At 68.4% G+C, this 26,111-nt stretch carries 24 protein-coding genes; 13 read left to right on the top strand and 11 right to left on the bottom strand.

Translation table 11 applies throughout. The features are described from left to right. Positions 1 to 271 precede the first annotated feature (271 nt). A complete protein-coding gene (locus GFD21_RS00700) occupies positions 272 to 475 on the bottom strand; it encodes a cold-shock protein (protein ID WP_163196008.1) in 204 nt (67 codons plus the stop codon). 205 nt (positions 476 to 680) lie between these two features. Beyond that, positions 681 to 1,364 carry a LytR C-terminal domain-containing protein gene (locus tag GFD21_RS00695; protein WP_163196007.1) on the bottom strand — a complete coding sequence of 228 codons (684 nt, stop codon included), beginning with the start codon at positions 1,362 to 1,364 and terminating at the stop codon, positions 681 to 683. Between the two features lie 119 nt (positions 1,365 to 1,483). On the opposite strand from GFD21_RS00695, the gene GFD21_RS00690 reads away from it, so the two are divergent. The 11 genes from GFD21_RS00690 to GFD21_RS00640 all read left to right on the top strand — a co-directional run bounded on the left by GFD21_RS00690 (position 1,484) and on the right by GFD21_RS00640 (position 12,453). Beyond that, positions 1,484 to 2,191 carry a uracil-DNA glycosylase gene (locus GFD21_RS00690; protein WP_163196006.1) on the top strand — a complete coding sequence of 236 codons (708 nt, stop codon included), beginning with the start codon at positions 1,484 to 1,486 and terminating at the stop codon, positions 2,189 to 2,191. 34 nt (positions 2,192 to 2,225) lie between these two features. After that, complete coding sequence (locus tag GFD21_RS00685) at positions 2,226 to 3,290, top strand: AAA family ATPase (RefSeq protein WP_163196005.1); 1,065 nt, start codon at positions 2,226 to 2,228, stop codon at positions 3,288 to 3,290. Continuing rightward, positions 3,287 to 4,240: a DUF58 domain-containing protein gene (locus GFD21_RS00680; RefSeq protein WP_163196004.1), complete on the top strand. Its 954-nt coding sequence runs from the start codon at positions 3,287 to 3,289 to the stop codon at positions 4,238 to 4,240. The genes GFD21_RS00685 and GFD21_RS00680 overlap by 4 nt, the downstream gene beginning before the upstream one ends. Then, entirely contained in the window at positions 4,237 to 4,767 is a 531-nt protein-coding gene (locus GFD21_RS00675) for a hypothetical protein (protein WP_163196003.1), read from the top strand. The genes GFD21_RS00680 and GFD21_RS00675 overlap by 4 nt, the downstream gene beginning before the upstream one ends. Next, a complete protein-coding gene (locus tag GFD21_RS00670) occupies positions 4,767 to 5,834 on the top strand; it encodes a vWA domain-containing protein (RefSeq protein WP_163196002.1) in 1,068 nt (355 codons plus the stop codon). The genes GFD21_RS00675 and GFD21_RS00670 overlap by 1 nt, the downstream gene beginning before the upstream one ends. A 5-nt stretch (positions 5,835 to 5,839) precedes the next feature. Continuing rightward, the gene (locus GFD21_RS00665; protein WP_163196500.1) at positions 5,840 to 6,865 is read left to right on the top strand and encodes a VWA domain-containing protein; all 1,026 of its coding nucleotides are present in this window, start codon (positions 5,840 to 5,842) and stop codon (positions 6,863 to 6,865) included. Then, complete coding sequence (locus GFD21_RS00660; protein WP_225431513.1) at positions 6,862 to 7,488, top strand: DUF6466 family protein; 627 nt, start codon at positions 6,862 to 6,864, stop codon at positions 7,486 to 7,488. The genes GFD21_RS00665 and GFD21_RS00660 overlap by 4 nt, the downstream gene beginning before the upstream one ends. 220 nt (positions 7,489 to 7,708) lie before the next feature. Further along, complete coding sequence (locus tag GFD21_RS00655; RefSeq protein ID WP_225431511.1) at positions 7,709 to 8,080, top strand: hypothetical protein; 372 nt, start codon at positions 7,709 to 7,711, stop codon at positions 8,078 to 8,080. Positions 8,081 to 8,090: 10 nt separating this feature from the next. Next, positions 8,091 to 9,683 carry an alpha/beta fold hydrolase gene (locus GFD21_RS00650; RefSeq protein ID WP_163196000.1) on the top strand — a complete coding sequence of 531 codons (1,593 nt, stop codon included), beginning with the start codon at positions 8,091 to 8,093 and terminating at the stop codon, positions 9,681 to 9,683. A 201-nt stretch (positions 9,684 to 9,884) separates the two neighbouring features. Continuing rightward, positions 9,885 to 11,666: an ABC transporter permease gene (locus GFD21_RS00645; RefSeq protein WP_163195999.1), complete on the top strand. Its 1,782-nt coding sequence runs from the start codon at positions 9,885 to 9,887 to the stop codon at positions 11,664 to 11,666. A 25-nt stretch (positions 11,667 to 11,691) separates the two neighbouring features. After that, on the top strand, positions 11,692 to 12,453 hold the full coding sequence (locus GFD21_RS00640) for an ABC transporter ATP-binding protein (protein ID WP_163195998.1): 762 nt from the start codon (positions 11,692 to 11,694) through the stop codon (positions 12,451 to 12,453). A gap of 41 nt (positions 12,454 to 12,494) precedes the next feature. Here GFD21_RS00640 and dnaE read toward each other — a convergent pair whose 3' ends face one another. Next, positions 12,495 to 16,046 (bottom strand): DNA polymerase III subunit alpha, encoded by a 3,552-nt coding sequence (gene dnaE, locus GFD21_RS00635; RefSeq protein WP_163195997.1) that lies wholly within the window; start codon positions 16,044 to 16,046, stop codon positions 12,495 to 12,497. A 175-nt stretch (positions 16,047 to 16,221) separates the two neighbouring features. Here dnaE and GFD21_RS00630 point away from each other — a divergent pair, with 175 nt between their 5' ends. Together GFD21_RS00630 and GFD21_RS00625 are read left to right on the top strand one after the other, a co-directional pair. After that, complete coding sequence (locus GFD21_RS00630; RefSeq protein WP_163195996.1) at positions 16,222 to 17,301, top strand: helix-turn-helix transcriptional regulator; 1,080 nt, start codon at positions 16,222 to 16,224, stop codon at positions 17,299 to 17,301. Positions 17,302 to 17,479: 178 nt separating this feature from the next. Next, a complete protein-coding gene (locus tag GFD21_RS00625) occupies positions 17,480 to 17,863 on the top strand; it encodes a hypothetical protein (protein ID WP_163195995.1) in 384 nt (127 codons plus the stop codon). Here the strand turns inward: GFD21_RS00625 and GFD21_RS00620 are convergent. The 8 genes from GFD21_RS00620 to GFD21_RS00585 form a co-directional block, all read right to left on the bottom strand. Next, positions 17,840 to 18,799, bottom strand: a complete 960-nt coding sequence (locus GFD21_RS00620) for an RluA family pseudouridine synthase (protein ID WP_163195994.1) — start codon at positions 18,797 to 18,799, stop codon at positions 17,840 to 17,842. The two genes, GFD21_RS00625 and GFD21_RS00620, sit on opposite strands and share 24 nt — an antisense overlap. Next, complete coding sequence (lspA, locus tag GFD21_RS00615) at positions 18,796 to 19,353, bottom strand: signal peptidase II (RefSeq protein WP_163195993.1); 558 nt, start codon at positions 19,351 to 19,353, stop codon at positions 18,796 to 18,798. The genes GFD21_RS00620 and lspA overlap by 4 nt, the downstream gene beginning before the upstream one ends. Before the next feature lie 20 nt (positions 19,354 to 19,373). Continuing rightward, positions 19,374 to 20,732: a DivIVA domain-containing protein gene (locus GFD21_RS00610; protein ID WP_163195992.1), complete on the bottom strand. Its 1,359-nt coding sequence runs from the start codon at positions 20,730 to 20,732 to the stop codon at positions 19,374 to 19,376. Positions 20,733 to 20,861: 129 nt separating this feature from the next. Then, a complete protein-coding gene (locus GFD21_RS00605) occupies positions 20,862 to 21,143 on the bottom strand; it encodes a YggT family protein (protein WP_163195991.1) in 282 nt (93 codons plus the stop codon). A gap of 175 nt (positions 21,144 to 21,318) precedes the next feature. Then, positions 21,319 to 21,831 (bottom strand): cell division protein SepF, encoded by a 513-nt coding sequence (locus GFD21_RS00600; RefSeq protein WP_163195990.1) that lies wholly within the window; start codon positions 21,829 to 21,831, stop codon positions 21,319 to 21,321. Positions 21,832 to 21,873: 42 nt separating this feature from the next. Further along, a complete protein-coding gene (gene ftsZ / locus GFD21_RS00595; RefSeq protein WP_163195989.1) occupies positions 21,874 to 23,181 on the bottom strand; it encodes a cell division protein FtsZ in 1,308 nt (435 codons plus the stop codon). Between the two features lie 113 nt (positions 23,182 to 23,294). After that, on the bottom strand, positions 23,295 to 24,446 hold the full coding sequence (gene dusB, locus GFD21_RS00590) for a tRNA dihydrouridine synthase DusB (RefSeq protein ID WP_404801546.1): 1,152 nt from the start codon (positions 24,444 to 24,446) through the stop codon (positions 23,295 to 23,297). Between the two features lie 91 nt (positions 24,447 to 24,537). Next, positions 24,538 to 26,013: a glycine--tRNA ligase gene (locus GFD21_RS00585; RefSeq protein ID WP_163195987.1), complete on the bottom strand. Its 1,476-nt coding sequence runs from the start codon at positions 26,011 to 26,013 to the stop codon at positions 24,538 to 24,540. Positions 26,014 to 26,111: the final 98 nt, after the last annotated feature.

Genomic DNA, 26,111 nt, shown 5'->3' with positions numbered 1-26,111 from the left:
GTTCCTCCAAATGGCTTGGGTACCGGTTCTCACCCGCATGGCCGTCCGCGACGACCGGCCGTCAGCCGCCGGTTATCACTCTCGACCTCCGAGTGCTAACTGCGACATTAGCACTCCGCCCGTCCGAGTGCCAACATCGTCGTCGGCGATTGCGCTTTGGGCATGAATCCGGGCATGAAAAAAGCCCCGTCATACCGACCGGGGCAACCTGAGGGGTCCGAATCCTCAACCTCACGAACCAGGGGATTTCAGTGTGGGCAAAATCACAGGGTCATAGTTTGACCACCTTGGTGGCCTGCATGCCCTTCGGCCCTTTCTCGGCCTCGTACTCGACCTTGTCGCCTTCGTCGAGGGTTTTGAACCCCTCCCCTTGGATCACCGAATAATGGACGAACACGTCGTCACCGCCACCGTCCGGTGTGATGAAGCCGTACCCCTTGCCGTTGCTGAAAAATTTGACGGTTCCTTGCGCCATGTTGCACTTCCCTTAGCTGTGTGAGCTGTAATCTCTCCCGACACGGAGGGAATAAAGAACTACAACACCGCGCTCCCCCCGCCTCGCGACTAAAGGGCCAGTATAGACGCGACCCCTGTCAACAACAAGTCAATCACCGGCTCCGAGGGGGATGCGCCCGAATGACGGAACGGCCCGCGGGCATCGGCGCCGCGGGCCGCGAGGCTCAGCTCATCAGGACCACGACGACCGTGGCGCCCAGGCCGGAGGCCTGCTGGACGTTGGAGATGCCGAGGGTGTTCGCCACGTCCTCGGCGGTGGCCTTGTCGGAGTCGTTCTCGTACCACACCACGGTGGCGCCCGGCAGGGTGCCCGTGGGGTTGGAGGCCACCACGTCGGTGTACCCGGCGGAGGCGAGCACGCCCTGCTTGGTGGCGGCATACCCCGAGATGCCGGTGCCGTTGATGACGCGCACGGATGCCGCCTTGTCCGGCTGCGCGGCCTGTTCGGCCTGCGCCTGCTGCTCGGCCTGGGCCTGCTGCTGCGCCGCCTGCTCCTCGGCGGCCTTCTTCGCCGCGGCCTCCTGCTCGGCCTTCTTCTTCGCGGCGGCGGCCTTCTTCGCCGCCGCGGCCTTCTTGGCGGCGTCGGACGAGGCGGACGAAGACGAGGACGAGGCGGACGATGAAGACGAAGACGACGACCAGGGCATGGAGATCTTGCCGATCTCGCCGGAGAAGACGCCCCAGGCGCCGACGCCGCACAGCGCGGCCACGATCACGACCGCCACGAACGGCATGAACCTCGCGAAGGCCGACCGGGAGCCGCGGTGCACCCCCGCGGGCCCCTTGGGCGGATTGTCGAACACATCCGGCTCGTAGGCCCCGGACCCGTCCTTCTCGCTCTTCGCCATGCTGACCTCCATTCGCGTCGAACTACCCACCGAGTGTAACGGCAGCGCCTCCCCGCCGGCGATCCCGCCACGCGGCATGCACCGGATATGCACGATTCTAGGACGACGCAAGTAAAGTGATGCGCATGAGTGGAATCAAACCGTTGAGCGAACTGGTCGAACCCGGCTGGGCGTCGGCGCTGGCCGACGTCGAGCCGGTGGTGCACCGCATGGGCGACTTCCTGCGCGAGGAGCACCGCGCCGGGCGCCGGTGGCTTCCGGCGAGCCGCAACATCCTGCGCGCGTTCACCGTCCCCTTCGACTCGGTCAAGGTGCTCATCGTGGGCCAGGACCCCTACCCCACCCCGGGCCACCCGGTGGGGCTGAGCTTCTGCGTGGCGCCGGACGTGCGCCCGCTGCCCAAGAGCCTGGTCAATATATATAAGGAACTCGTCGAGGACACGGGCGCCCCCATGCCCTCCAACGGCGACCTGACGCCATGGACCGAACGCGGCGTGCTGCTGCTCAACAGGTGCCTGACCGTCCAGGTGGGGCGTCCGAACTCGCACCACGGCAAGGGTTGGGAGGAGGTCACCGACGCCGCCATCCGGGCCCTGAACGCTCGCGTCGACCCCGCCACCGGCAAGCCGAAGCCGCTGGTGGCCATCCTGTGGGGCCGCAACGCGCAGAGCCTCGAGCCGCTGCTCACCAACGCGGTCATCATCAAATCCCCGCATCCGAGCCCGTTGTCCGCCTCCCGCGGGTTCTTCGGCTCGCATCCGTTCTCCCGGGCCAACCAGGCGCTCGTCGCCATGGGCGCCGAACCGGTCGACTGGCGCCTGCCCTGAGAGACGGTCACCGCACGTGGTTACAGTGGAACGCATGGCAATTTTCCCTCCGAAACCACAGATGCCCCCTCAGCCCGCCACGATGCGGGTCCCCGTGGCGGCCAGCGCGCTGGCCGCGGATGACGTCAAGCGGGCCGCGGCGCTGGCCGACCGCATCCGCGCCCGCTTCGCGCAGACGCTCGTCGGACAGGACAACCTGCGCGAATCGCTGATCCTCACGCTGGTGGCCGGCGGCCACATCCTCATCGAATCCGTGCCCGGCCTGGCCAAGACCACGGCGGCCCAGACGCTCGCCACCTCCGTGTCCGGCACGTTCAAGCGCGTCCAGTGCACGCCGGACCTCATGCCGTCCGACCTGGTGGGCACGCAGGTCTTCGATTTCGCCTCGCAGCGGTTCACCACGCAGATCGGCCCGATCCACGCCAACTTCGTGCTGCTCGACGAGATCAACCGTTCGAACGCGAAGACCCAGTCCGCGATGCTCGAGGCGATGGCCGAGGGCGCCACCACGATCGGCGGCGAGCGCATCGCGCTGCCGAAGCCGTTCATGGTGATCGCCACGCAGAACCCCATCGAGGAGGAGGGCACGTTCTCGCTGCCCGAGGCCCAGATGGACCGCTTCATGATGAAGGCCGTGATGACCTATCCGACCGCCGACGAGGAACGCCGCATGCTGGCGCTGCTCACGCGCCGCGGCTCGGACGTGTTCGACCCGGCGCAGCTGTCCGCCGACCAGGTCTCCATCCGCGACGTGGAGTTCCTGCGCGCCGCGGCGCGCCGCGTGCACGTCTCGGACGCGATCATGCAGTACGCCGTCGATCTGGCGGCGACCTCGCGCGGCGCCGGATCCCGGCCCGTGCAGGGCCTCGGCTCGCTGGTGCGTCTGGGCGCCTCGCCGCGCGCCTCGATCGCCCTGGTGCGCATCGGCCAGGCGAACGCGCTGCTCAAGGGCCGCGACTACGTGGTCCCGGAGGATGTCAAGTCGTATGTGCGCGAGGTGCTCAGGCACCGCATCGTGCTCACGTTCGAGGCGCTGGCGGACGGCGTGTCCGCCGACCAGGTCGTCGACCGCATCGTCCAGGCGGTCCCCGTTCCATGATCGGCACCGCAACCGACGATCCGGTCAGGGCCAGGATCGAGGCGCTGGGCACGCAGCTGAGCCTGCCCACGGTCCGCAAGGCGCTGGGTGTGATCGAGGGCGAGCATGCGTCGCACCGGCCCGGCGGGTCGGACGAGCTGATGGACGTGCGCGCCTACGAGCCGGGCGACGAGGCGCGTCTCATCGAATGGAAGACGAGCGCCAGGCAGGGCCGTCCGATGGTCGTGCGCCGCGAGCGGCTGGTCACCTCGCGGGTGTGGATGCTGCTCGACGTGGGCCGCGAGATGACCGGCGCCTGCGAGTCCGGCGAACGGGCGTTCGAGGTGGCGGCCAACGCGCTGCGCATGTTCGCCGCGTTGTCGCTGCGCCGCTCGGACGACCTGTCGCTGGTGTTCTCCGACGCCGCGAGCATCACGCGCGTGCCGTTCAACGGCGGGTTCGCGCAGTTCGAACGCACGCTGGACCGCGCGCTGGAACGGGATTGGGACCACGGCCGCAACATCGACGCCCTGCTCGCCTACGCACGGCGCATCAAGGACCGTCAGGCGCTGATCGTCCTCGCCACGGACGAGCATGCGCTCGGCGAGGACCAGCTCAAGGCGATCCGGCTGATCGCGCGCACCCATCCGATCGTGCTCATCGACGTCGCCACCGTCAACCCGTTCTCGGCCGCGCGCCGCGCGGCGGTGCTCGACGGCATGGGCGCGCGCCGCCTGCCCGCCTTCCTCGCCGACGCGCGCGCGGCGGCCGAGGTGGACACGCATCGCGCCTACATGGCGGCCGCGTTGGAGCGCGAGCTCGCGCATGCGGGGGGCCATATGATCCACGCCGCCTCCAGCGAGGCGATGTTCGACGCGTTCGTGCGCCTGGTCTCCCGCGCGATCGCCGGCGTGACGCCGGGCCGACCGCGGACGGGCTCCGGACCGAATCCGACGGGAGGTGCCGCATGACGAATCTCGCGTTGGATTCGAAGGACCTGACCCCGGTCGGCCAGATCGACCTGACGGGGCCGTTCATCGCCGTGCTGGCGGCATGCCTGCTGCTGGCGGCCGCGCTCATCGCCTGCGTGGTGGTGCTGTCCCGTCCGAAAAGGGCGAAGCCGAAGGCCGTCGCCCGCGGCGCCCACCGCGCCATGGGCGACAAGGCGTACTGGCGGGGGCGCATCGACGAGGTCACGGCCCGTCACGCCGACGGTTCGCTGGACCGTGAGGAGGCGTTCGCCGAACTGGCGGCCATCGCCCGCGACTTCGCCTCCGATGCGACCGGGCGCGACATGAAGTCCCATACGCTCACCGACATCCGCCGCGAACCGCGCAACCCCGCGACCCGGCAGGGCCTCGACCTGCTGCGCATGACGGTGGCGGCGCTCTACCCGCCGGAATTCGCCGACATGACGGTGGACGCGCACGCGCGCGGCGTCACCGTCGAGGAGGCGGCCGGCTGGGTGTCGAATCTCGTGGAAAGGTGGGGACGCTGATGCAGTTGTCATGGCAATGGCCCTGGGCCGCCTTGGCCGGCGGCCTCGCCGCGGCGGCGGTCGTCATCCTGATCGTCGCGCTCGCGCGCCGCCGCACCCCCTCCGACGCGCTGCGCGTCTTCTCCCTGGACGACGACCTCAACACCGAACGCGCCTCGAGGCTGTTCCGCCTGTGGCGGTGGCTCAACCGGCTCGCCGCCGCGCTGCTCGTCGCCGCGCTCGCGCTGGCGGTGGCGCTCATCGCACGCCCCGCGACCGTCGACCGCAGCGAGGAACGCTCGTCGAGCCGCGACATCGTGCTGTGCCTCGACGTGTCCGGCTCCACGCTCCCCTACGACCGCCAGGTGATCGACACGTACCGCGACCTCGTGAAGCATTTCGAGGGCGAGCGCATCGGCATGAGCATCTTCAACTCGACCTCGCGCACCGTGTTCCCGCTGACCGACGACTACGATCTGGTCACCGAACAGCTGGACGCCGCGTCGAAGGCGCTCAAGGGCGTCGAATCGCAGGACGACATCGACCATATGAGCGACTCCGACTACCAGCGGATCGCCGATTGGCTCGAAGGCACGCAGAACCGCAAGGACACCACCTCGCTGATCGGTGACGGCGTGGTCTCCTGCGCGGCGATGCTGCCCGGCTTCGCCTACGGCTCGGCCTCCGCGGACTCCTCGGGCACGGCGCGCACCCGCGCCGCGTCGATCGTGCTCGCCACCGACAACGTGGTGTCCGGCACGCCCACGTACACGCTCGCCCAGGCGCTGGACCTGACCCGCAAGGCGAAGATCACCGTGGACGGCCTGTTCTCCGGCCCCACGCAAAGCGAGGGCGAGGCGACCACCACCGAGATGAAGCGCCTCGTCGAATCGCATGGCGGCGTGTTCCTCACCCAATCCAACGGTTCGAGCGTCAACGAGCTGGTGCGCGACATCGACGAACGCCGCGCATCCGAGAACCGCAAGGCCCGGCAGGCGGCCCTGGTGGACGATCCCGCATGGTTCGCCACGGCCCTGGTCGTGGCGCTCGCCGGCTGGCTGATCGTGGTCTGGAGGTTGAAGCGATGAGTTCCCTGGGTTCATGGACGCTCTCCCCCACGTTCGGCTGGCCGGTCGGAGGCCCCCTCGCCGCGGTGATGCTCCTGTTCGCCGTCGTCGGCGTCATACGGCACGCCCGCGGCGCCGCCGGCGACGAGACGGTCGGCTCGTGCGTGCGCCGCACGCTGTCCTGCCTGCTCGCCGCCGCGATCGTCCTCACGCCGAGCATGGTCTCGTCGACGACATCGCGCGCGGTGAACGCCACCGATGTGGTCGTCGCCGTGGACGTGACCGGATCGATGGCCGTGGACGACGCCACGTACGGTTCCGACGCAAAGATCACCAGACTGGAGGCAGCGCGCAAGGCCGTGGACGACCTGACGTCCATGTACGCGGACTCCAGCTTCGCCGCGCTGCGCTTCGGCGCCTCCGGCACGCTGGACGTGCCGCTCACCCCGGACGCCCCCGCGATCCGCAGCTGGGCGAACACGCTCGTGCCCGAGGCGACGAGCGTGTCGGCCGGTTCGACGCTCGACGCGCCGCTCGACCAGCTGGTCACCACCCTCAAGCAGATCCGCGAGGACCACCCCGACGACGCGGTCGTGCTGTACGTGATCACGGACGGCGAACAGACCTCGTCGAAGGCGCGCCGCACGTTCTCCACGCTGCGCAGCTACCTCGACGACGCCTACGCCATCGGCGTGGGGTCGACCGAGGGCGGCAACATCCCGAAGATCAGCGACGGCGTGTCGGATTCGTCCGCGGACACGCAGGAATGGGTCACCGACCCGGACACCGGGCAGCCCGGCGTGTCGAAGATGGACGAGGGCAACCTCAAGGACATCGCCGACGAGATGGGCGGCTCGTATCTCGCCCTCTCCTCGGGCGCGACGATGGACCGCGCCCTGTCCTCGAAGGTCTCCGACGCATGGAAGATGACCGATACCGCGAAACGCCGCACCAGGCTCACGCCCGTCGTATGGCCGCTGGCCATCGCGCTGACGGCGCTGCTGGCCTGGGAGGCCGGAGCACAGTTCGCCCTGTCAAGGAGGCTGCTATGAGCGCACGCACATCACGCAACGCACACGCCACGCGGGAGGACCGCGGTGCCGACGGGCCCGCGAAGCCCGCGGCACGCGCTTCGCTCGGCGTGCGCATCGCCCTGGCGGCGCTCGCCGTCATCGCCCTGTGCGGGGCCGGCGTCGCGGGGTTGAACCTCGCCGCGATCATGCGGTTCAACCAGGCCACGGCCTCTCTCAACGAGAACCTGAAGACGGCGGGCAAGGCCGATGCCGACCTCGACGCGCTCAGCGCCGGCCAGCAGCAGACCGACGCCCAGTTCAAGGACGCCGGCGCGCTCGGGTTCCTGCTCGTGCCCCAGGTGCGCCGGTCGATCGAATCGAACGCGGAGGTCTCCCGCAAACTGACCAGCCGCACCGTCAAGGAGGTCGCCAGGCAGAAGGGCACGGACGGTTCCGGCTCCTCCTCGGCCTCCGGGTCCGGCACCGCTTCGGGCTCCTCGCGCAACGCGAAGCAGGGCGGCGGACTGACCGCGAAGCAGAAGCAACAGGTGGAGGAACTGCTCAAGGCGAACCAGCAGTCCACGCCGTCGAACGGCGACACCAAGCAGCGGAACACCACCAAGGACCAGTCGACGAAAAGCCAGACCACCAAACCGTGGTGACGGGCCGACCGGCTCTCCCCCTGTCCTCCATGCGTCGTGTGGAGGGCTTCCGGACCGATGGCCCCCGACGGCGCCCTCCAGGCGCATGTCGGGGGCCATCGCCGTATTCCCGGCCCCGTTCATGCCAACGGTCTTGTCGGATATGTGGATAACCGGGACCTCCGACCACATGCCCCGCGCACGCTGGACGGCACCGGACGATCCGCAGTTCAATGGCGGCATGGACACCATATGCATCATCGACGGCGGACCGCCGACGCTCCACGGACGACGCTCGCCGACGGCGTTCGGCCCCGCCACCCTCTCCGGCGGGTCGACGACCCCGTCGCCCTTCGGCGCGTTGCCGACGCCCATGTTCGAAGCCTCCGGCTGCCGGTGCCACGAGACGGCGAGAGCCGGCCGGCAACGCATCATCGATCTCGCCGCCACGACGGCCACGGTCACGGACACGGCCCGCACGGCGCTCGCCGCCTCGCGCGGCATCGATTGGGAGGGCAATGCCGCCCTGCTGTTCCGGGACCGTCTGACCTCCATCCGCGCGGCGTTGGACGCGCACGACGGCGACGCCGCCGCCACCGTACGGATCGTGTGAGGAGGTTTCGATGAACTGGCAGATCGTCTCCCATATCCATGGCGGACACCAATCGTCGCCGGCCACGCAGGAGGAATACCGCGCCGCCGCCACGGCGCTGGACGACGCGGGCGCGGGCCTGTGCGCGCAGGCGTCCGCATGGTCGCAGGCCGCCCTACGGCTCGGCTCGGAACGGGTCGGCGCGCCGTTGTGCCCCGCGCTGGCCTCGGGATCGCCCGCAGCGGCGGCGCAGGGCCATGAGACACTCCCCTACGACCGCCTGATCGCCGCCTGCCGGTCCCGCGCCGGGGAGCTGGAGCGGACCGGCAACGAGATGCGCGGCATGGCGGACCTGCTCATCCGCGCCCACGGGTTGTATTCCGAGGCGGAGGCGGGCGTGCGCCGCGCCGTCACCGAACTCACGCAGGCGGGGACGCAGCTGCTGCCCGGATGGGCCACGTGGATCATGGGATCGGCCGCCGTCGGCGGGCTGGCGGGAAGCTGGCTGGTCGAGGGCCGGCCGAACCCCGCCGCCTCGTCCTGGGTCACCTCGACGTTCCAGGAGGGGTATATGAGCGGCGTCGGCGCGCTGGTGGCCGGCATCGTCCCGGGCAAGGGGGTGCCCCATACGGACGAGGTGAACAAGGCCGCGGGCAAGATCGCCAACGTCACCGGCCCCCTCAAGGACATCGTGCAGGGCGATCATCTCCAGGTCCGGCAGGTCACGGCACGCACCGAGGTCGTGCGCGCGTCCGCCTCGGTGGAAGACTCGCTGGAGAACCTGCGCCGGCTCGCCGAGGAGCGCCTCGGGAGGATCGACCTGGATTCCGGGCTCGGCTACGCCACCGTCGCCGTGCAGCGCTACGAGCGCGCCGACGGCACGAACGCCTGGCTGGTCACGATCCCGGGCACGGACGGCAGGGGCGATTCGCCGTTCGGATGGGAGCAGAACGTGGAGCTGATGAGCGACGACCCCGAACGCCGGCGGCGCGCCGACAGCGCCCGCATGGTGGTCGAGGCGATGGAACGGGCGGGCATCGGCCCCGACGAGCCCGTGGCGATGGTCGGGCACTCGCAGGGAGGCATCGTGGCCGCCGCCATAGCCGCCGACGAGTCGGAACGCTTTGACATCCGGCATATCGTGACGGCCGGCTCCCCGGTGGCGAACCATCCGGTTCCTTCGAAGACGTGGGTGACGAGCATCGAGATCGAGGACGAGCTCGTCGCCTCGCTCGACGGCGCCGAGAACCCGGCGACCGAACAATGGATGACGGTGCGCGGCACCGTGCAGCCTACCCCGGACCGGCAGGGGCCCACGCTCAACACCGACGGCTCCTGCTCGCCGGGCGTCGCCTCCAACGTATGGGGGAACAGCCCGTATGCGGGCGCCCCGGTGGCCGATCCGTCGAAGACGCAGGAACTGAGCCATTGGCTCAAATACCATCAGGCCGCGTACCGCAACGCCTCCGATCTGGGAGGACCGGCGGTGACCACCCATGAACGCCACTTCGCCGGGATCATCGAAGGCGAGCTCAGGCAGACGCTGTACTACGAGGGGAGGATGACGAACCACACCGACCAGGCGCCGGGCGAACACGCCGGGTTCGATCGCGTCGGACGGTGACGACGCCGGCGAGCGCACCGGCGGCGGGCGCTGGCGGCACGGCATATCCAGCTTCCATTCAGAGAACGCGGAGGAGATACCCCCGAAGTCCACCGACCGACGTCCAGCATGGGGCAAGCCCGCTTCCAAGCTCGCGTCCCATGCTGGGGCGAGAGGCGCGGGGCACAGGGCCGCGCGCGTGGACGCATAGGGGAACAACCCATGTTCGTGTTGAAGAACGCATGGCGGTCGGTCGTGCGCAACAAAGGCCGCAACATACTCATCGTCATCATCGTCGCGATCATCGCGGCCGCCGCGACGATCGGGCTGGCCATCCGCGGCGCGGCCGAAACGGCCCGCGAGGACGGTCTGAGCTCCACGAGCGTGACCGCCACCATCGGCGTGGACCGCGAGGCGATGATGAGCAAGGCGCAGAAGGCGTCATCATCATCGGATTCGTCCGATTCGTCGGATTCGTCCGGCAAGCCGGACGTGGACGCGATGCGCGAGGCGCTCGACCAGTCCTCGCTGTCGCTGTCCGAATACGAGAAGTACGCGAAGGCCTCCAGCGTGAGCGTGTCCACGTACTACACGGAGACCACGTCGGTGAACGCCACGGACGCGTTCCAGCCGGTGGAGTCGACCACGTCGAACGAGGCGAACTCGTCCGGCTCCTCCGATTCCTCGGCCTCCTCCGACGCGTCGTCCGCCGGCGACGGCCAGGGCGCGGGCCCGGGCGGCATGGTCGGCCAGGGCGGCGGCATGGGCATGGACTCCGGGGACTTCTCGCTCGTGGGCTTCTCCTCCGACTCGGCCGTGGCCGCCGCCTCCAACGGCACGTTCACGATGTCCGGCGGCAAGGTGTTCGGATACGATTCCTCCTCCGACGGCGATGTGATCATCTCGAAGGCCCTGGCCGACTTCAACGGCCTGAAGGTGGGCGACACGATCACCGTGGCCGACCTGTCCGGGGACGACACGACCTACGAGCTGACCATCGTGGGCATCTACAAGAACACAACCTCCGAGAACACGGGCGCGAACGGTCCGATGGGCGGCACCTCCTCCGACCCGGACAACGCGATCTACACGTCGGTGAGCACGTTGAAAAAGCTCGGCCTGTCCACCGAATCGACCGGCTCCTCCGACTCCTCGGATTCCTCGTCCACGGACTCCTCCGCCACCACGCAGACCTCCGCATCCCGCACCCAGCTGAGCTTCACCTACGTGCTCGGCAGCAAGGACGACTACGAGACCTTCGCGAAGGACGTCGAGAAGGCGGGCCTCGACGACACGTACACCGTCTCCTCGGCGGACGTGGAGAACTACGAGTCCAGCCTCGTGCCGCTCGACAACCTCGCCAGGTTCGCGCTGACGCTGCTGATCATCGTGCTGGCCGTGGGCGCCGTGGTGCTCATCGTCCTCAACCTGTTCAACGTGCGCGAGCGCAAGTACGAGGTGGGCGTGCTCACCGCCATCGGCATCCGCAAGTCGAAGGTCGCGGCGCAGTTCGTCGTCGAGCTGCTCATCGTCACGATGATCGGCATCGCGCTCGGCGTGGCCGGCGGCGCCGCGGCCTCGGTGCCCGTGTCGAACCAGCTGCTCGCCCAGCAGGTCTCCTCGCAGGAGTCCCAGGCGTCCAGCCGCCAGGCGCAGTTCGGCCGCGACGCCGACATGCCCGGCGCGCCCGGCGGCTCGTCGTCGGGGTCCTCGGACGGTTCCTCGACCGGGTCGCGGCAGTCGAATTCCTCGGACGGTTCCTCGGGCTCCTCCGATTCCGGTTCCTCGTCCGACACGCAGTCCTCCCAGCCCGCGCGCTCCGGCGGCCCCGGCGGGTTCTCGCAGGCGGTCGACTATGTCAGCGAGATCGACGCCACCGTGAACCTCAAGGTGGTCGGCCAGCTCGTGCTCATCGGCCTCGCCCTCACGCTCGTCTCCGCGCTGGCCGGCATCGTGGCGATCATCCGCTACGAGCCGCTCCAGATCCTCGCCGACCGTTCCTGACCCCCCTCCGAAGAAGGACACCATCATGACCACCGAAACCGAAACCATCCGAACGACCGTCCCCGCCGGCACCGGCGAGGCCCCCATCCCGCGGAACGCGACGGAGACGCCCGCACAAGGCGCCGCACCCCGCGCCGTGCTCGCCATGGACCACGTCTCCTACTCGTACACGAAGGGCGGCAAGAAGGTCGTCGACGACCTGAGCCACGACTTCCACGCGGGGCGGGTCATCTCGATCGTCGGCCCGTCCGGCGCCGGCAAGACCACCGTGCTCTCGCTGCTGTCCGGGCTCACCACGCCCACCGGGGGCAGGATCCTCTACAACGGCGGCGACCTGGCGAAGGCGGACCGCTACCGGTTCCGCAGCCACGACATCGGCGTGATCTTCCAGAGCTTCAACCTGCTGCCCGCCCTGACGGTGGAGGAGAACATCACGCTGTCGATGGAGGCGTCGGGCAAGACGTTCGACCGGCCGAAGCACGACCTGGTCGTCGAACTGCTCGCCAAGGTGAGGCTCCCCGCCGAATACGCGAACGAGCGCATCCTGCACCTGTCCGGAGGCGAACAGCAGCGCGTGGCCATCGCCCGCGCGCTCGGCTACGATCCGGACGTCATCCTGGCGGACGAGCCGACCGGCAACCTGGACATGGCCACGCAGGACGACATCATGGCGATCTTCCGCACGCTCGCCCATGAGGAGGGCAGGTGCGTGATCATCGTGACGCACTCCCCCGCCGTGGCGGACCAGTCCGACGAGGTGTTCCAGCTCAAACCGCTGCGCCGCTGACCGGATGACCGGATGACCGGCGACGTCCTGCCCGCGGGGCCCTACGCCGCGGGCAGGCAGCCGGGGCCGAAGAGGATCTTGATCTCGGCGAACAGCGAGGTGTCGCGTTTGACGCGGAAACGGTCGCCGAAGGTGAACACCTCGGCGGCCCCCTTCTCGTCGAGGACGGCGAGCTTCACCTCGCAGTAGCCGGGATGGCCGGTGAGCACCTGGCCGAGACGCATCATGTGCGTGCGGTCGAGGGCCACCTCGGGCAGCGTGATGACGAGCGGCCGCTCATCCACCGATTCAAGCACGGGCACCTGCATCTCCGTGGCGCGCAGCGACACGGTCTCGTCGCGCAGCTCCACCTGCCCGCGGATCTGCACCACCTGGTCGACGGCCAGCTCGGCGGCCGCCGCCTCGTACACCTTGCCGAAGAACAGGCACTGGATGGAACTCTCCAGATCCTCGATGGTGACGATGGCCCACGCGTTGCCCTTCTTGGACACGCGCCGGTCCACGCTGGTGACCAGGCCGGCCAGCGTGACCTGCTGGCCCTCGCCCATCGTCTTCGCCCGGTCGACGAGGTGCGCGATGGACATCTCGCGAAGGCCGGCGAGCACGGCGGTCATGCCGGAGAGCGGGTGATCGGACACGTACAGGCCGAGCATCTCGCGTTCGAAGTTGAGCTTGGTCTTCTTGTCCCACTCCTCCACGTCGGGCACGGTGACGGACGCGTCACCCATCGCCTCCGCGCCGCCGTCCTCGTCGTCGGAGAACAGGTCGAACTGGCCCTCCGCCTGTTTGCGCTTCAGGCCCACGACCGAATCGATGGCGGTCTCGTGGATCTGGAACAGGGCGCGGCGGTTCGGGTCGATGGAGTCGAACGCGCCGGCCTTGATGAGCGATTCGACGAGGCGCTTGTTGAGCGCGGTCAGCGGCACGCGGCGGATGAAGTCCATGAAGTTGACGAACCTGCCGTGCTCGCCGCCGCGTTCGGCGACGATGTCGGCCACCGCCTTGTCGCCCACGTTGCGGATGGCGCCCAGGCCGAAGCGGACGACGTCGCCGACGGCCGAATACGCGAACTGCGACTCGTTGACGTCCGGAGAGAGCACCTGGATGCCCATGCGCCTCGCCTCGCCCAGGTACAGGGCGGTCTTGTCCTTGTTGTCCTTCGTGCCCTGCAGCAGCGCGGCCATGAACTCGACCGGGTAGTGGGTCTTGAGGTACGCGGTCCAGTAGGAGATCAGGCCGTAGGCGGCGGAGTGGGCCTTGTTGAACGCGTAGCCGGAGAACGGGACCAGCACGTCCCACACGGCCTGCGCGGCCTCCTCCGAGTACCCGTGCTCCTTCATGCCCGCGAAGAACGGGATCTTCTCCTTGGCCAGCACCTCGGGCTTCTTCTTGCCCATGGCTCGGCGCAGCACGTCGGCCTTGCCCAGCGAATAGCCGGCGAGGATGCGCGCCGCGGACTGCACCTGCTCCTGGTAGATGATCAGGCCGTACGTCTCATCGAGCACCTGCTTGAGCGGCTCGTCGAGCTCCGGATGGATCGGGGTGATCTTCTGCAGCCCGTTCTTGCGCTTGGCGTAGTTGATGTGCGATTCCATCGACATCGGGCCGGGGCGGTACAGGGCGATCAGTGCGGAGATGTCGTTGAAGTTGTCGGGCTTGAGCATCTTGAGCAGGGAGCGCATGCCGTCGGAATCGAGCTGGAAGACGCCGAGCGTGTCGCCGCGCGACAGCAGCTCGTATGTGGCCTTGTCGTCGAGCGGGATCTTCGTGTAGTCGATGGCCTCCTTGCCGTTGGCCACGATGTTCTTCAGGGTGTCCTGGATGACCGTGAGGTTGGACAGGCCCAGGAAGTCCATCTTGACCAGGCCCAGCGTCTCGCACGTATGGTATTCGAACGTGGTGGTCACGGTGCCGTCGGTGCGTTCCAGCAGCGGCGACGTGTCGGTGATGGGCGCGCTTCCCATGATGGTGGCGCAGGCGTGCACGCCGGTCTGGCGGATCAGGCCCTCGATGGTCTTCGCCTTGTCGATGATCTGGTGCGCGTCGTGGTCGGACTCGTACAGCTCGCGGAACTCGCGCGCCTCCGCGTACCGCTTGGACGTGGGGTCGAAGATCTCCTTGAGCGACGCGTCCTTGCCGTTCTTGCTCGGCGGCAGCGCCTTGGTGACCCTGTCGCCCATGGCGAACTCGTAGCCCATGATGCGCGCCGAGTCCTTGAGCGCCTGCTTGGTCTTGATGACGCCGTAGATCACGCATTGGGCGACCTTGTCGCGTCCGTATTTCTCGCCGCAGTAGTCGATGACGTCGAGGCGGCCGTCCGGGTCGAAGTCGACGTCGATATCCGGCAGGGACACGCGTTCCGGGTTGAGGAACCTCTCGAAGATCAGACCGTGCTTGAGCGGGTCGAGCTCGGTGATGCCCATCGCGTAGGAGACCATGGAGCCTGCCGCCGAGCCTCGGCCCGGCCCCACCATGATGCCATGGTCCTTGGCCCACTGGATGTAGTCGGCGACCACCAGGAAGTAGCCGCAGAACTGCATCTGGCAGATCACGCCGCACTCGTAGTCGGCCTGCTTGGACACCTCGATCGGCACGTTGCCCTCGTAGCGGCGCTCCAGGCCCTCCTCGACCTTCTTGAGGAACAGCGACGCCTCGTCCCATCCCTCGGGACAGTCGAACTGCGGCATGAACGCGCCGTCCTCGTGGTCGTCGAAGATCACGTTGCAGCGTTCCGCCACCTCGATGGTGTTGTCGCACGCCTCGGGGAACTCGCGGAACAGCTCGCGCATCTCCTCGGCGGGCTTGAGGTAGTAGCCGGTGCCGTCGAACTTGAACCGGTCCGGGTCGTCCAGGTGCGAGCCGGAGTTGATGCACAGCATCGCGTCCTGCGCCTCCGCGTCCTCGGCGCGTACGTAGTGGGAGTCGTTCGTGGCCAGCAGCGGCGCGCCCAGCCTCTTCGCGATGTCGAGCAGCCCGGAGGTGACCTCCCTCTCGATCTTCAGGCCGTGGTCCATGAGCTCGATGTAGAAGTTGTCACGGCCGAAGATGTCCTGGAACTCGCCGGCGGCGCGCAGCGCCTCGTCGAACTGGCCGAGCCTGAGCCTGGTCTGGATGATGCCCGACGGGCACCCGGAGGAGGCGATCACGCCCTTCGCATAGGTGGCGAGCACCTCCTTGTCCATACGCGGGTAGCGCATGACGCGTCCTTCGAGGTTCGCCACGGAGCTCGCCTTGATGAGGTTGACGAGGCCTTCGTCGTTCTCCGCCCACATGGTCATGTGCGTGATCAGGCCGCCGCCGGAGACGTCGTCGCGGCGCTGGTCCTCGGTGCCCCAGTGCACTCGGGACTTGTCCTGGCGGGCGGTCTCCGGCGTGACGTACGCCTCGATGCCGATGATCGGCTTGACGCCGGCGGACACGCAGTTCGTGTACATCTCGTACGCACCGTGCATGTTGCCGTGGTCGGTGATGGCGACGGCCGGCATGCCGAGTTCGGCCGCGTGCCTGGCCAGGTCCGGGATCTTGGACGCCCCATCGAGCAGCGAATAGTGCGTGTGGTTATGCAGGTGCACGAAGTTTCCCGAATTTGCCATGCCCACCAGACTACCGCACGCCCTGTTCACTCCCTCGCCGGGCCTCCCCGGTCCCCGCGGTGCCGCGGGGCGTTCCGCGGAAACGCCACGGGCCCCGGCGGCGTCCTCCCGCACCCGCCGGATTCCCTATAATCGCAGGTAGTCGTATCCGGTCCGCCATGGGAAGGAACGCGTGATGGCCCGAACCAAGGGGCGGGAGACGCCCGCCTCCTCGACCGCGCAGATCGTGGTGGAGATCCTCGAACTGCTCGATTCCCGCACCGACCGCGAGCACGGCCTGTCCGCGGCCGAGATCGCCGAGGCGCTGGACGTCAACGAGAAGACGGTGCGCGGGCATCTGCGCACGCTCGGCTCCATGTCCCCGTTCGGGCGGCGGGTGCGGCGCATCGGCCGGGCCGACCTCGCGCATGCGGAAAGCGCCGACCCCCGCCCCGGCTGGACCATCGACCCGATCCTCGACACGGCGCAGATGCGCCTGCTCACCGACGGCGCCATGCTCTCCCGTTCGGACGGCGACTACCTGCGCGACCTCGTGGCGAAGGTCCATGCGTTCGCGGGACGGGCCGACCGGCCGTACGGCCCGGGGAGGATGTCCACGCCGAGGAACCACAACACCGAGTTCCTCAACACCATCGAGCTGCTCGACGACGCCATCGCCCACGAGCGCGCCATCACGTTCCGCTATTGCACGTACGACATCGACGGCGAACTCGTGCCCCGCCGCGACGCCGACGGCACGGCGCGCGAATACCATGCGGACCCGTACCATCTCATGTACAAGAACAACATGTACTACCTGGTGTGCCACATGCACCCGTACGACGACCTGTCCTACCTGCACGTCGAACGTCTACGCGACCTGACGATGAGCGACGCCGACCACACGCTCGAGCGGAGCCTCGACAGCTTCAGCGCCGTGCCGGGCACCCCGTTCGACGTCGTGGCGCACATGAACGAACGCCCCTACCCGGTCACCGGCGAGGCGGTGCCGATCCGCATGCGCATCACCGGGTCGCTCGAGCCCCTCTACGACTGGTTCGACGATGCGTCCGTGACCCGCACCGGCGAATCCGAATACGAGGTGCGCGTCGTCGCCAACGAACGTGCCACCCTGTGGTGGGCCCTGCAGTACGCCGACGGCCGCGGCATCGAGATCCTCGAACCGTCGTCGCTGCGCGAACGGCTGAGGCTCACCGGCGAGCATCTCGCGCGCGAATACGGCGGTACGGCGGGCACGGACCTGCCGTCCAGGTGAGCATGTGAAGATTTGCGGGAGGAGCTCCGTACACATCCCCCGGCCGTGGTTGCATCCCGCGCCCGTCATCGCCGACGATGGGACCAGGGCGCCGTGATGGACGCGCCCGTACGATGAGCCACGCCGGACCGTGACGCTACGCGGCGGGACCGCGTGGCGTGACGCGAAGGAGACTCCGATGACCGAACCACCACCGTTCGGCACGTCCCCTGCCGGAACCCCGGATGCGGGACGTCCCTCTCCCCCGACGGATGGGTTCGCGACGCCCGCATTGGCGCTGGCGCTCGTCTCGGCGGCGCTGCTGGCCGCCGGGCTGCTGGGCACCGTGGCGTTGCACGGCGACGATCCGATGCTGGTCCTGGCCTTGGTGGCGGGTGGGATATCGCTGATGTGTTCCCCGGCCGCCGCCACGGTCGCGCTGGGCATGGCCGTGGCCTCGATGGCGCGATCCGTACGCGCCCGCGCACCGGTGGCCGTGCGCGCGGCCGTGGCGTCGGCCGTGGCCGCGTGCACGCTGCTGCCGTTCGCGGCGCTGACGCTAATCGGCGTCGCCGGCGGCTGACGCGCGGGCCGCGTCCTCGGCGTGACGAGTGCGCATCACGCCCAGCGCGTGGGCGAGATCGGCGGGATAATGCGAGGTGACGGTCGTCCAGATGCGGGTGCGCGGATGGCGGAATTCGAGCTGCATGGCGTGCAGCCACTGCCGGTCCAGACCGAGTTCGGCGGCCAGCACCGGGTTCGCGCCGTACATGTGGTCCCCGGCGAGCGGGTGGCCGATGGAGGAGAAGTGCACGCGGATCTGATGGGTGCGCCCGGTCTCCAGATTCACGGATACGAGCGTGGCCTCCGAACCGAACCGCTCCATCACGTCCCAGTGGGTCACGGCCGGCTTGCCTGCGGGGGTGACGCAGAAGCGGAAATCGGACACCTTCGCGCGCCCGATCGGCGCCTCGATGGTGGCCTTGTCCTGCTTGAGCGATCCCTGAACGAGCGCATGGTAGGTCTTGACGACCTCGTGTTCGGCGAACTGACGGCGCATCTCCACATAGGCGAGATCCGACTTGCACACGAGCATGAGCCCGCTCGTGCCCACGTCGAGGCGGGAGACGATGCCCTCCCGGCCGGCCGCGCCGTACGAGGTGATGTGCACGCCGCGGTCCCGCAGCGAACCGAGCACCGTCGGCCCGGTCCATCCGACGGACGCGTGGGCGGCGACGCCGACCGGCTTGTCGACCACCACCACGTCGTCGTCCTCGTAGACGACGGCCATGTCGTTGGCGATGGGCTCGGGCTCCTTGCGTTCCTCCACGAGATCGAACTCGACGGTCTCCCCCGCCTGCAGGATGCCGGATTTGGCGATGGCGCGACCCAGTACCCTGGCCTGGCCGGTGTCGATGAGTTCAGCCGCCTTGGAACGCGAGACGCCGAGCATCTTGGATACGGCGACGTCAAAACGCCTCCCTATCAGCGCATCGGGCGCCGGGGCCAGGCGGCTCATGCCGACTCGCCCTTCACGCCGGTCCCGCCCGGGGCCCCATCGTTCCCCGCGGCGGAGGCGCCCTTCGCCCCGAACGGCACGTTGAGCAGAATCATCAGGCCGATGGCGACGCCCGCGACCATGAGGAAGATGTCGGCCACGTTGCCCACCGACCATCCGTAGTTGAGGAAGTCGACGACCTTGCCGTCGAGGAAGCCCTGCGCGTAGACGACGCGGTCGATGAGGTTGCCGAGCGCGCCGGCGAACGCCAACGCGAACGCGATGGACCACGCCATCGACGCGGTGCGCACGGCGAGCGCCACGAGGGCCACGCACGCGGCGACGGCCAGCAACGAGATCATCCACGTGGCGCCGGAACCGAACCCGAGGGACGCTCCGGGGTTGCGCACCAGCGTGAGCGAGAGCAGGCCGGGGACCACGCGGACGGTGCGGCCGTCGCCCAGGGCGCCGAGCGCCCACAGTTTGGTGAGCTGGTCGGCGGCCAGGGCGACGATCGCGACACATGCAAAGACGGCCACGCGAGCGCGCGGCCGTCCATGGTGAACCTTGTTCATACCGGGGTGTCGACCTACCGTCAGTTGCCGGACTGCTCGGTCTGGTTGTAGGTGTTGTTGTCCGACACCTGGTTGACCAGCTGGCCGAGGAACTCGGTGAGGCGGGCGCGGTACTCGGTCTCGAACTGCTTGAGGCCCTGGATGTTGCCTTCGATGGCCTTCGCTTCGTTGGTGAGGTTCTCGCGCACCTGGTTGGCGTAGTCGTCGGCGGCGGTACGGGTCTTCTTGCCGTAGTCCTCGGCCTCGTTGCGGGTCTTCTCGCCGTAGTTGTCGGCGGCGGTACGGGTCTTCTTGCCGTACTCGTCGGCGGCGGCGCGGACCTTCTGGTCGTACTCGGCGGCGCGGCGCTGGACCTCGGCCTCGTACTGGTCGGCCTCGTTGTGCTTGGTGCCGAGGTAGGTCTCCGCATCCTGGCGGGTCTTGACGGAGTAGGCGTCGGCGTCGGAGCGGGTGCGCTTCGCGTACTCGTCGGCGTCGGAGTGGACGCGCTTGTTGTACTCGTCGGCCTCGGTGCGGGTGCGGTTGGAGTAGTCGTTGGCCTTGCCGATCAGGTTGTTGTAATCGTTCTGGCTCTTCTCGGTGATCTCCTTGGCCTTCGCCTTGCCCTTGTCCACATACTGGTCGTGCAGCTGCATGGCCAGGGTGAGCATGGCGGTGGCGCGCTCGGGCTCGCTGCCCGCGCCGGCGGCGGCGCCGGCGATCTTGCGCAGGGAGCCGGTCTCGGTGTCGGGCTCGACCTTGGAGACCTGCTCGCGCAGCTGGTTCTCGCGCTTCTTGGACTCCTCGAGCTGACGGGTGAGCTCCTGGACCTGCTGCGCCTGCTGCTGCAGACCGGCGGCCTGCTGCTGGAAGGCGGCGAGCTTGCGTCCCAGATCCTCGCTCTGTGCGCGGAACTGGTCGCGCTCCTTCTGCACGGCGGCGATCTGCTGGGCGACGGCGTCCTGGTTGCCGGAGGCCTGGGCGGCCTGGGCGGTGAGCTGGTCGATCTGGGAGTTCAGCTGGTCCACCTGGGCCTTGAGCTGCTCGTTCTGGGAGGCGAGGGCGCGGTTGGACTCCTCGGCCTCGGCGAGCTTGGCGGCCACGGCCTGCGCCTGGTCGCCGCCCGCGGCGGCCTGCTGGGCGGCGGCCTTGAGCTTGTCGTTGTCTCCCTGAAGCTGCTGCACCGTTGCGTTCAGCTCGGAGATCTTCTTGTTGAGGGCGGTCACGTCCGGGCCCAGCGACTGGGTCGACTGACCGGCGACGGCCTGCTTGCCGAGCGCTTCAACGGTCTCAGTGACCTGGTCGAGGAAATCGTCGACCTCGTCGACGTCATATCCTTCCTTGAAACGCACCGTCTGGAAAGTACGTTCCCTGATGTCCTTAGGCGTCAACAGAGCCATAAATCTACACCTCGCTTTGGGGCTGTGCCTCGCTTACGTTGGTATCAACACATGACCTTACCACGTACCCCCAGCATTCACGCAGTTTTCCCGCGTTTATGCAACGTGTCCGGACGGGCGCGGACCGGTTCAGACGAGCGCGCGCAGCACGACAAGCAGGAAATAGAGGACGAGGAAGCCCATGTCGAACGCCACGGCTCCCAGACGCAGCGGCGGGATGTACCTCCTGAGCCAACGCAGCGGCGGTTCGGTGAGACGGTAGACGACGTCGATGAGCCATGCGACGACGCCCCTCGGATACCAGCGCGGCGCGAGGACGGACACCCAGTCGAGGATCATGCGGACGAACAGCACGGTGATGTAGGCGTCGATGATTCCGTCGAGGATGCGTTTGAGCAGGAGCAACAGCATGCCATCACCGTACCAAGACTTGCGGAACGTTCGCTCCGGACATAACGGCGTCCCTCCGGCGGGATGCCGAAGGGACGCATGGAGAACCATGGCCGTTCCGGGAACGCATGCCCCGCGGCGACCGCCGCGGGAAACGCATCGCGGGGAAGACGGGACGGCCGAAAAGGAAAGGGGATCAGTCGGCGAACAGGTCCCGCGCCGTGTTCGCGGCGGCCGGCTCCTCGACCTTGATGTTCACCTGCGAGGGGCTGAGCAGGAACACGCGCGGGGTGACACGCTCCATGGAGCCGTGCACGCCGAAGACGACGCCCGCCGAGAAGTCCACGATGCGGTACGCGATCGCCTCGGGCACGCCGGTGAGGTTGAGCACGACGGGCACGCCGTCACGGATCGCACGCCCCACCATCTGCGCGTCCTCGTAGGACTTGGGATGGATGGTGGTGATGCGGCTGAGCCTGCCCTGGAAGGGGTTCTGCCCACGGCCGGCGGTGGCCGCGGACGGGGCCGGCGACGCCGCGGCGGCCGCGGCGGGCTTGGTGGGCATCGGCGTCACCGTGTGGTCGGAATCGAACGACGGGCCCGCGGGGGCCGGGGTCTCCGGTTCCTCGTCGACGTTGAAGTCGTCGTCGCTCTCGGCCACGTCGGACATGCCGAGGTAGGACATCGCGTTCTTCATGAACCCAGCCATGTCTGAGGTCCTTTCTTTCGTCTAACGGTCGGTGTCCGACGATCAGCGCAGGAAATCGGGGATGTCGAGATCGCCCGGGTCGTTCGCGTCGGGCGCGTACGGGTACTCCTGATACGGCTGCTGCGGCGTGGCGCCGCCCGCGGGGGCGAAGGTGAACGGCGATGCGGGCTGGGCCGCGGGGGCCGGCTGGACCGGGGTCTGCTGGGTCTCCGGCTGGACCGGCTGCGGCTGGACCGGCTGGATGGGCTGCACGCCGGGCGCCGGCTGCGGCGCGGCGTTCGGAGCCGGCTGGGCGGGCTGCGGCTGGGCCGGGGCCGCGGGGACGGCCGGGGCGGCGTTCTGCACGGGGGCCGCGGTCAGCGGCTGGGAGGCGGCGTTCATGGCGGCCTCCTTGGCGGTGTCGAATCCGGCCGCGATGACGGTGACGCGCACCTCGTCGCCGTAGGCGTCGTCGAGCGCGAGGCCCCAGATGATCTGGGCCTCGGGGTGGATGGCCTTGCGCACGAGCTCCACGGCGGCGGACGCCTCCTGCAGGCCGATGTCGGTGGGGCCGGCGACGTTGATGAGCGCGCCGTGGGCGCCCTCGATGCTCTCCTCGAGCAGCGGGGAGCTGATGGCCAGCTCGGCGGCCTGGGTGGCGCGGTCCTCGCCGCGGGCGGAGCCGATGCCGAACAGCGCGGTGCCGGCGCCGCGCAGGATGGCGGTGACGTCGGAGAAGTCCACGTGGATGTAGGAGTTGGAGGTGATCAGGTCGGTGATGCCCTGCACGCCGGACAGCAGCGCGGAATCGGCCGTCTTGAAGGCGTCCATGATCGTGATGGAGCGGTCGGACAGTTCGAGCAGGCGGTCGTTCGGGATGACGATGAGCGCGTCGACCTCCTGGCGAAGGTTGTCGATGCCGAGTTCGGCGGACGCGGAGCGCTGGGGGCCTTCGAACGAGAACGGACGGGTGACGACCGCGATGGTGAGCGCGCCCTGCTGGTGCGCGGCGCGCGCGACGATGGGGCTGGCGCCGGTGCCGGTGCCGCCGCCCTCGCCGCAGGTGACGAACACCATGTCGGCGCCCTTGAGGGCCTCCTCGATGTCGGACTGGTGGTCCTGGGCGGCCTTGGCGCCCTTCTCAGGATCGGCGCCGGCGCCCAAGCCGCGGCTGGACTGGTCGGACAGGGAGATCTTCACGTCCGCTTCGGAGCGCAGCAGGTCCTTGGCATCGGTGTTGACTGCAAGGAATTCAACGTTCTGCAGACCTTCGGCGATCATGCGGTTGACGGCGTTGCCGCCGGCACCACCTACGCCGACGACCTTGATGTTGGTCTTGTCGTTGAACTCAGTCTGGGCGATCTCGCTCACGTTTGGCTCCTGTCACTTCACGGTTACACCCTAGACTAGCGCAGGGCAAGGCCGTATTGTGTGATATTTTCGCGCGTGTAACACGCATTTTGGGCTTGGTGCGGGTTGGTTTTTCAGTAGCTGGCGTCCATGGGGTCGTCGCCGAAGAGCGTCTCGCGCTCCTCGTGGCTCGTCGTGCGCGAATCCAGCCAGCCGTACGGCAGATGCACCTTCTTGGCGAAGCGCACGCGCCCGCGCGGCTTGTCCACCACGCGCGGGGGGAATTCGACGTCCGGGTCGAGCCGGGCGATCTCGCGGTCCACGTCGGCCAGGGATTCGCATTCCATGAACGCCCTGCGCGTGGAGCCTCCCACCGGGAACCCCTTGAGATACCAGGCGACATGCTTGCGCAGGTCGTGCACGGCCATGCGCTCGTCGCCGTCGTAGAACTCGACGAGCAGCCCCGCATGCCGGCGGATCACACGGCACACCTCGCCGAGCGTGGGGTTGAACCGTTCGTCCGACCCCTCGAAGGCGTGCCTGATGTCGGCGAACAGCCACGGCCGGCCCTGGCACCCGCGGCCGATGGCCACGCCGTCGCACCCGGTCTCGCGGATCATCGCGAGCGCGTCGTCGGCGCCCCAGATGTCGCCGTTGCCGAACACGGGGATGTCAAGCCGTTCCTTGAGCTCGCCGATGCGGCTCCAGTCGGAGTGGCCGCCGTAGTATTCGGCGGTGGTGCGCGCGTGCAGCGTGACGGCCGCGCACCCCTCCTCCTGCGCGATATGGCCGGCTTCGAGGAAGGTCTCGTGGTCATGGTCGATGCCGACGCGGATCTTCGCGGTGACCGGGATGCCGGCCTCGCCGCACACCCTGACGACGCGGCGGATGAGGTCGGTGTAGATGTCGGTCTTCCACGGCAGCGCCGAGCCGCCGCCGCGGCGCGTCACCTTGGGCACCGGGCACCCGAAGTTGAGGTCGACGTGGTCGGCCATGTCCTCGTCGACGACGATCCTCGCCGCCTGTTCGACGATGGCGGGGTTCACACCGTACAGCTGCAGCGAGCGCACGCGCTCGGAGGGCGCGAAGCGGCACAGGCGCAGGGCCTTGGGGTTGCGGGCCACGAGGGCTCGGGCGGTGATCATCTCGGCGACGTACAGGCCATCGGGGCCGTATTCCTCGCAGATCACGCGGAACGGCCAGTTGGTCACGCCGGCCATCGGCGAGAGCACGACCGGGGTGGGCACCTCGATGCCCCCGATGCGCACGGGCGCGATGGCGGGCATCGGCGCCGCGGTATGACGCGGCGAGCGCGGATCCTCCCCGGTGAGGGAGTCCCCGCGCTCGTCGATGACGGTTTCGTTGGCGGACGTCAACTTAGTACAGACCGCCGGCTTCGTTGATCTTCACGGAGTCGGGCCACGCCTCGCCGCCCATGGAGACCGGCTTCATCGGCACGCGGGTGCGCTTCTCGCCGATGCGGGCGGCCACGTAATCGGCGACCTTGTCGAGCGCGACGCGCTCCTGGTTCATCGTGTCGCGGTCGCGGATCGTCACTGCGTGGTCGTCGAGGGTGTCGAAGTCCACGGTGATGCACAGCGGGGTGCCGATCTCGTCCTCGCGGCGGTAGCGACGGCCGATGGCGCCGGACTCGTCGTAGTCGATCATCCATTCGTTCTGGCGCAGGTCGGCGGCCAGGTCCTGGGCCACGGACTGCAGCTCGGGCTTCTTGCTCAGCGGCAGCACGGCGGCCTTGACCGGGGCCAGGCGCGGGTCGAGGCGCAGCACGGTGCGCTTGTCCACGCCGCCCTTGGTGTTCGGGGCCTCGTCCACGTCGTAGGCGTCGACGAGGAAGCACATCAGGGAGCGGGTCAGGCCGGCGGCCGGCTCGATGACGTACGGCACGTAGCGTTCGCCGGTGGCCTGGTTGAAGTAGCTCAGGTCCTCGCCGGAGTGCTTGGCGTGCGCGGACAGGTCGAAGTCGGTGCGGTTGGCGACGCCCTCGAGCTCGCCCCAGTCGGAGCCCTGGAAGCCGAACTTGTACTCGATGTCCACGGTGCGCTTCGAGTAGTGGGCCAGCTTGTCCTTCGGGTGCTCGTAGTGGCGCAGGTTCTCCGGCTTGACGCCGAGGTCCAGATACCACTGGGTGCGGGCGTCGATCCAGTACTGGTGCCAGTCCTCGTCGGTGCCGGGCTCGACGAAGAACTCCATCTCCATCTGCTCGAACTCGCGGGTGCGGAAGATGAAGTTGCCGGGGGTGATCTCGTTGCGGAAGGACTTGCCCATGTTGGCGATGCCGAACGGCGGCTTGGAACGCGAGGAGGTCATCACGTTCTTGAAGTCGACGAAGATGCCCTGCGCGGTCTCCGGGCGCAGGTAGTGCAGGCTGTTCTCGTCCTCGACCGGGCCGAGGTGCGTGCGCAGCATCATGTTGAAGTCGCGCGGCTCGGTCCACTTGCCGCGGGTGCCGCAGTCGGGGCAGACGATATCGGCCATGCCGTTCTCCGGCAGCTTGTCGCCGTGCTTCTCGGCGTAGCTCTCCTGCAGCTTGTCGGCGCGGTTGCGCTTGTGGCAGTTCAGGCACTCGACCAGCGGGTCGTTGAACACGGCGACGTGGCCGGAGGCGACCCACACCGGGGTCGGCAGGATGATGGAGGTGTCGACGCCGACGACGTCGGGGCGGGTGACGACCATCGAACGCCACCACTCGCGCTTGATATTGTCCTTCAGCGCGACGCCGAGCGGGCCGTAATCCCATGCGGAACGGGTCCCGCCGTAGATCTCGCCGGCGGGGAACACGAAACCACGACGCTTCGCGAGGGACACGACTTCATCAAGTTTGGACTGAGCCACAATGCACCTTCTGGTTTGAACGGTTTGGGGTCTTACAACCCGTTCAGACTACCTGCATACGGCGACCGGGGGAAGACGGCCGCGCCCTTACCACGCCG

The organism is Bifidobacterium platyrrhinorum (genome assembly GCF_010667645.1).
Taxonomy (GTDB): Bacteria; Actinomycetota; Actinomycetes; order Actinomycetales; family Bifidobacteriaceae; genus Bifidobacterium; species Bifidobacterium platyrrhinorum.
This window is presented reverse-complemented; position numbering and strand designations above follow the sequence as displayed.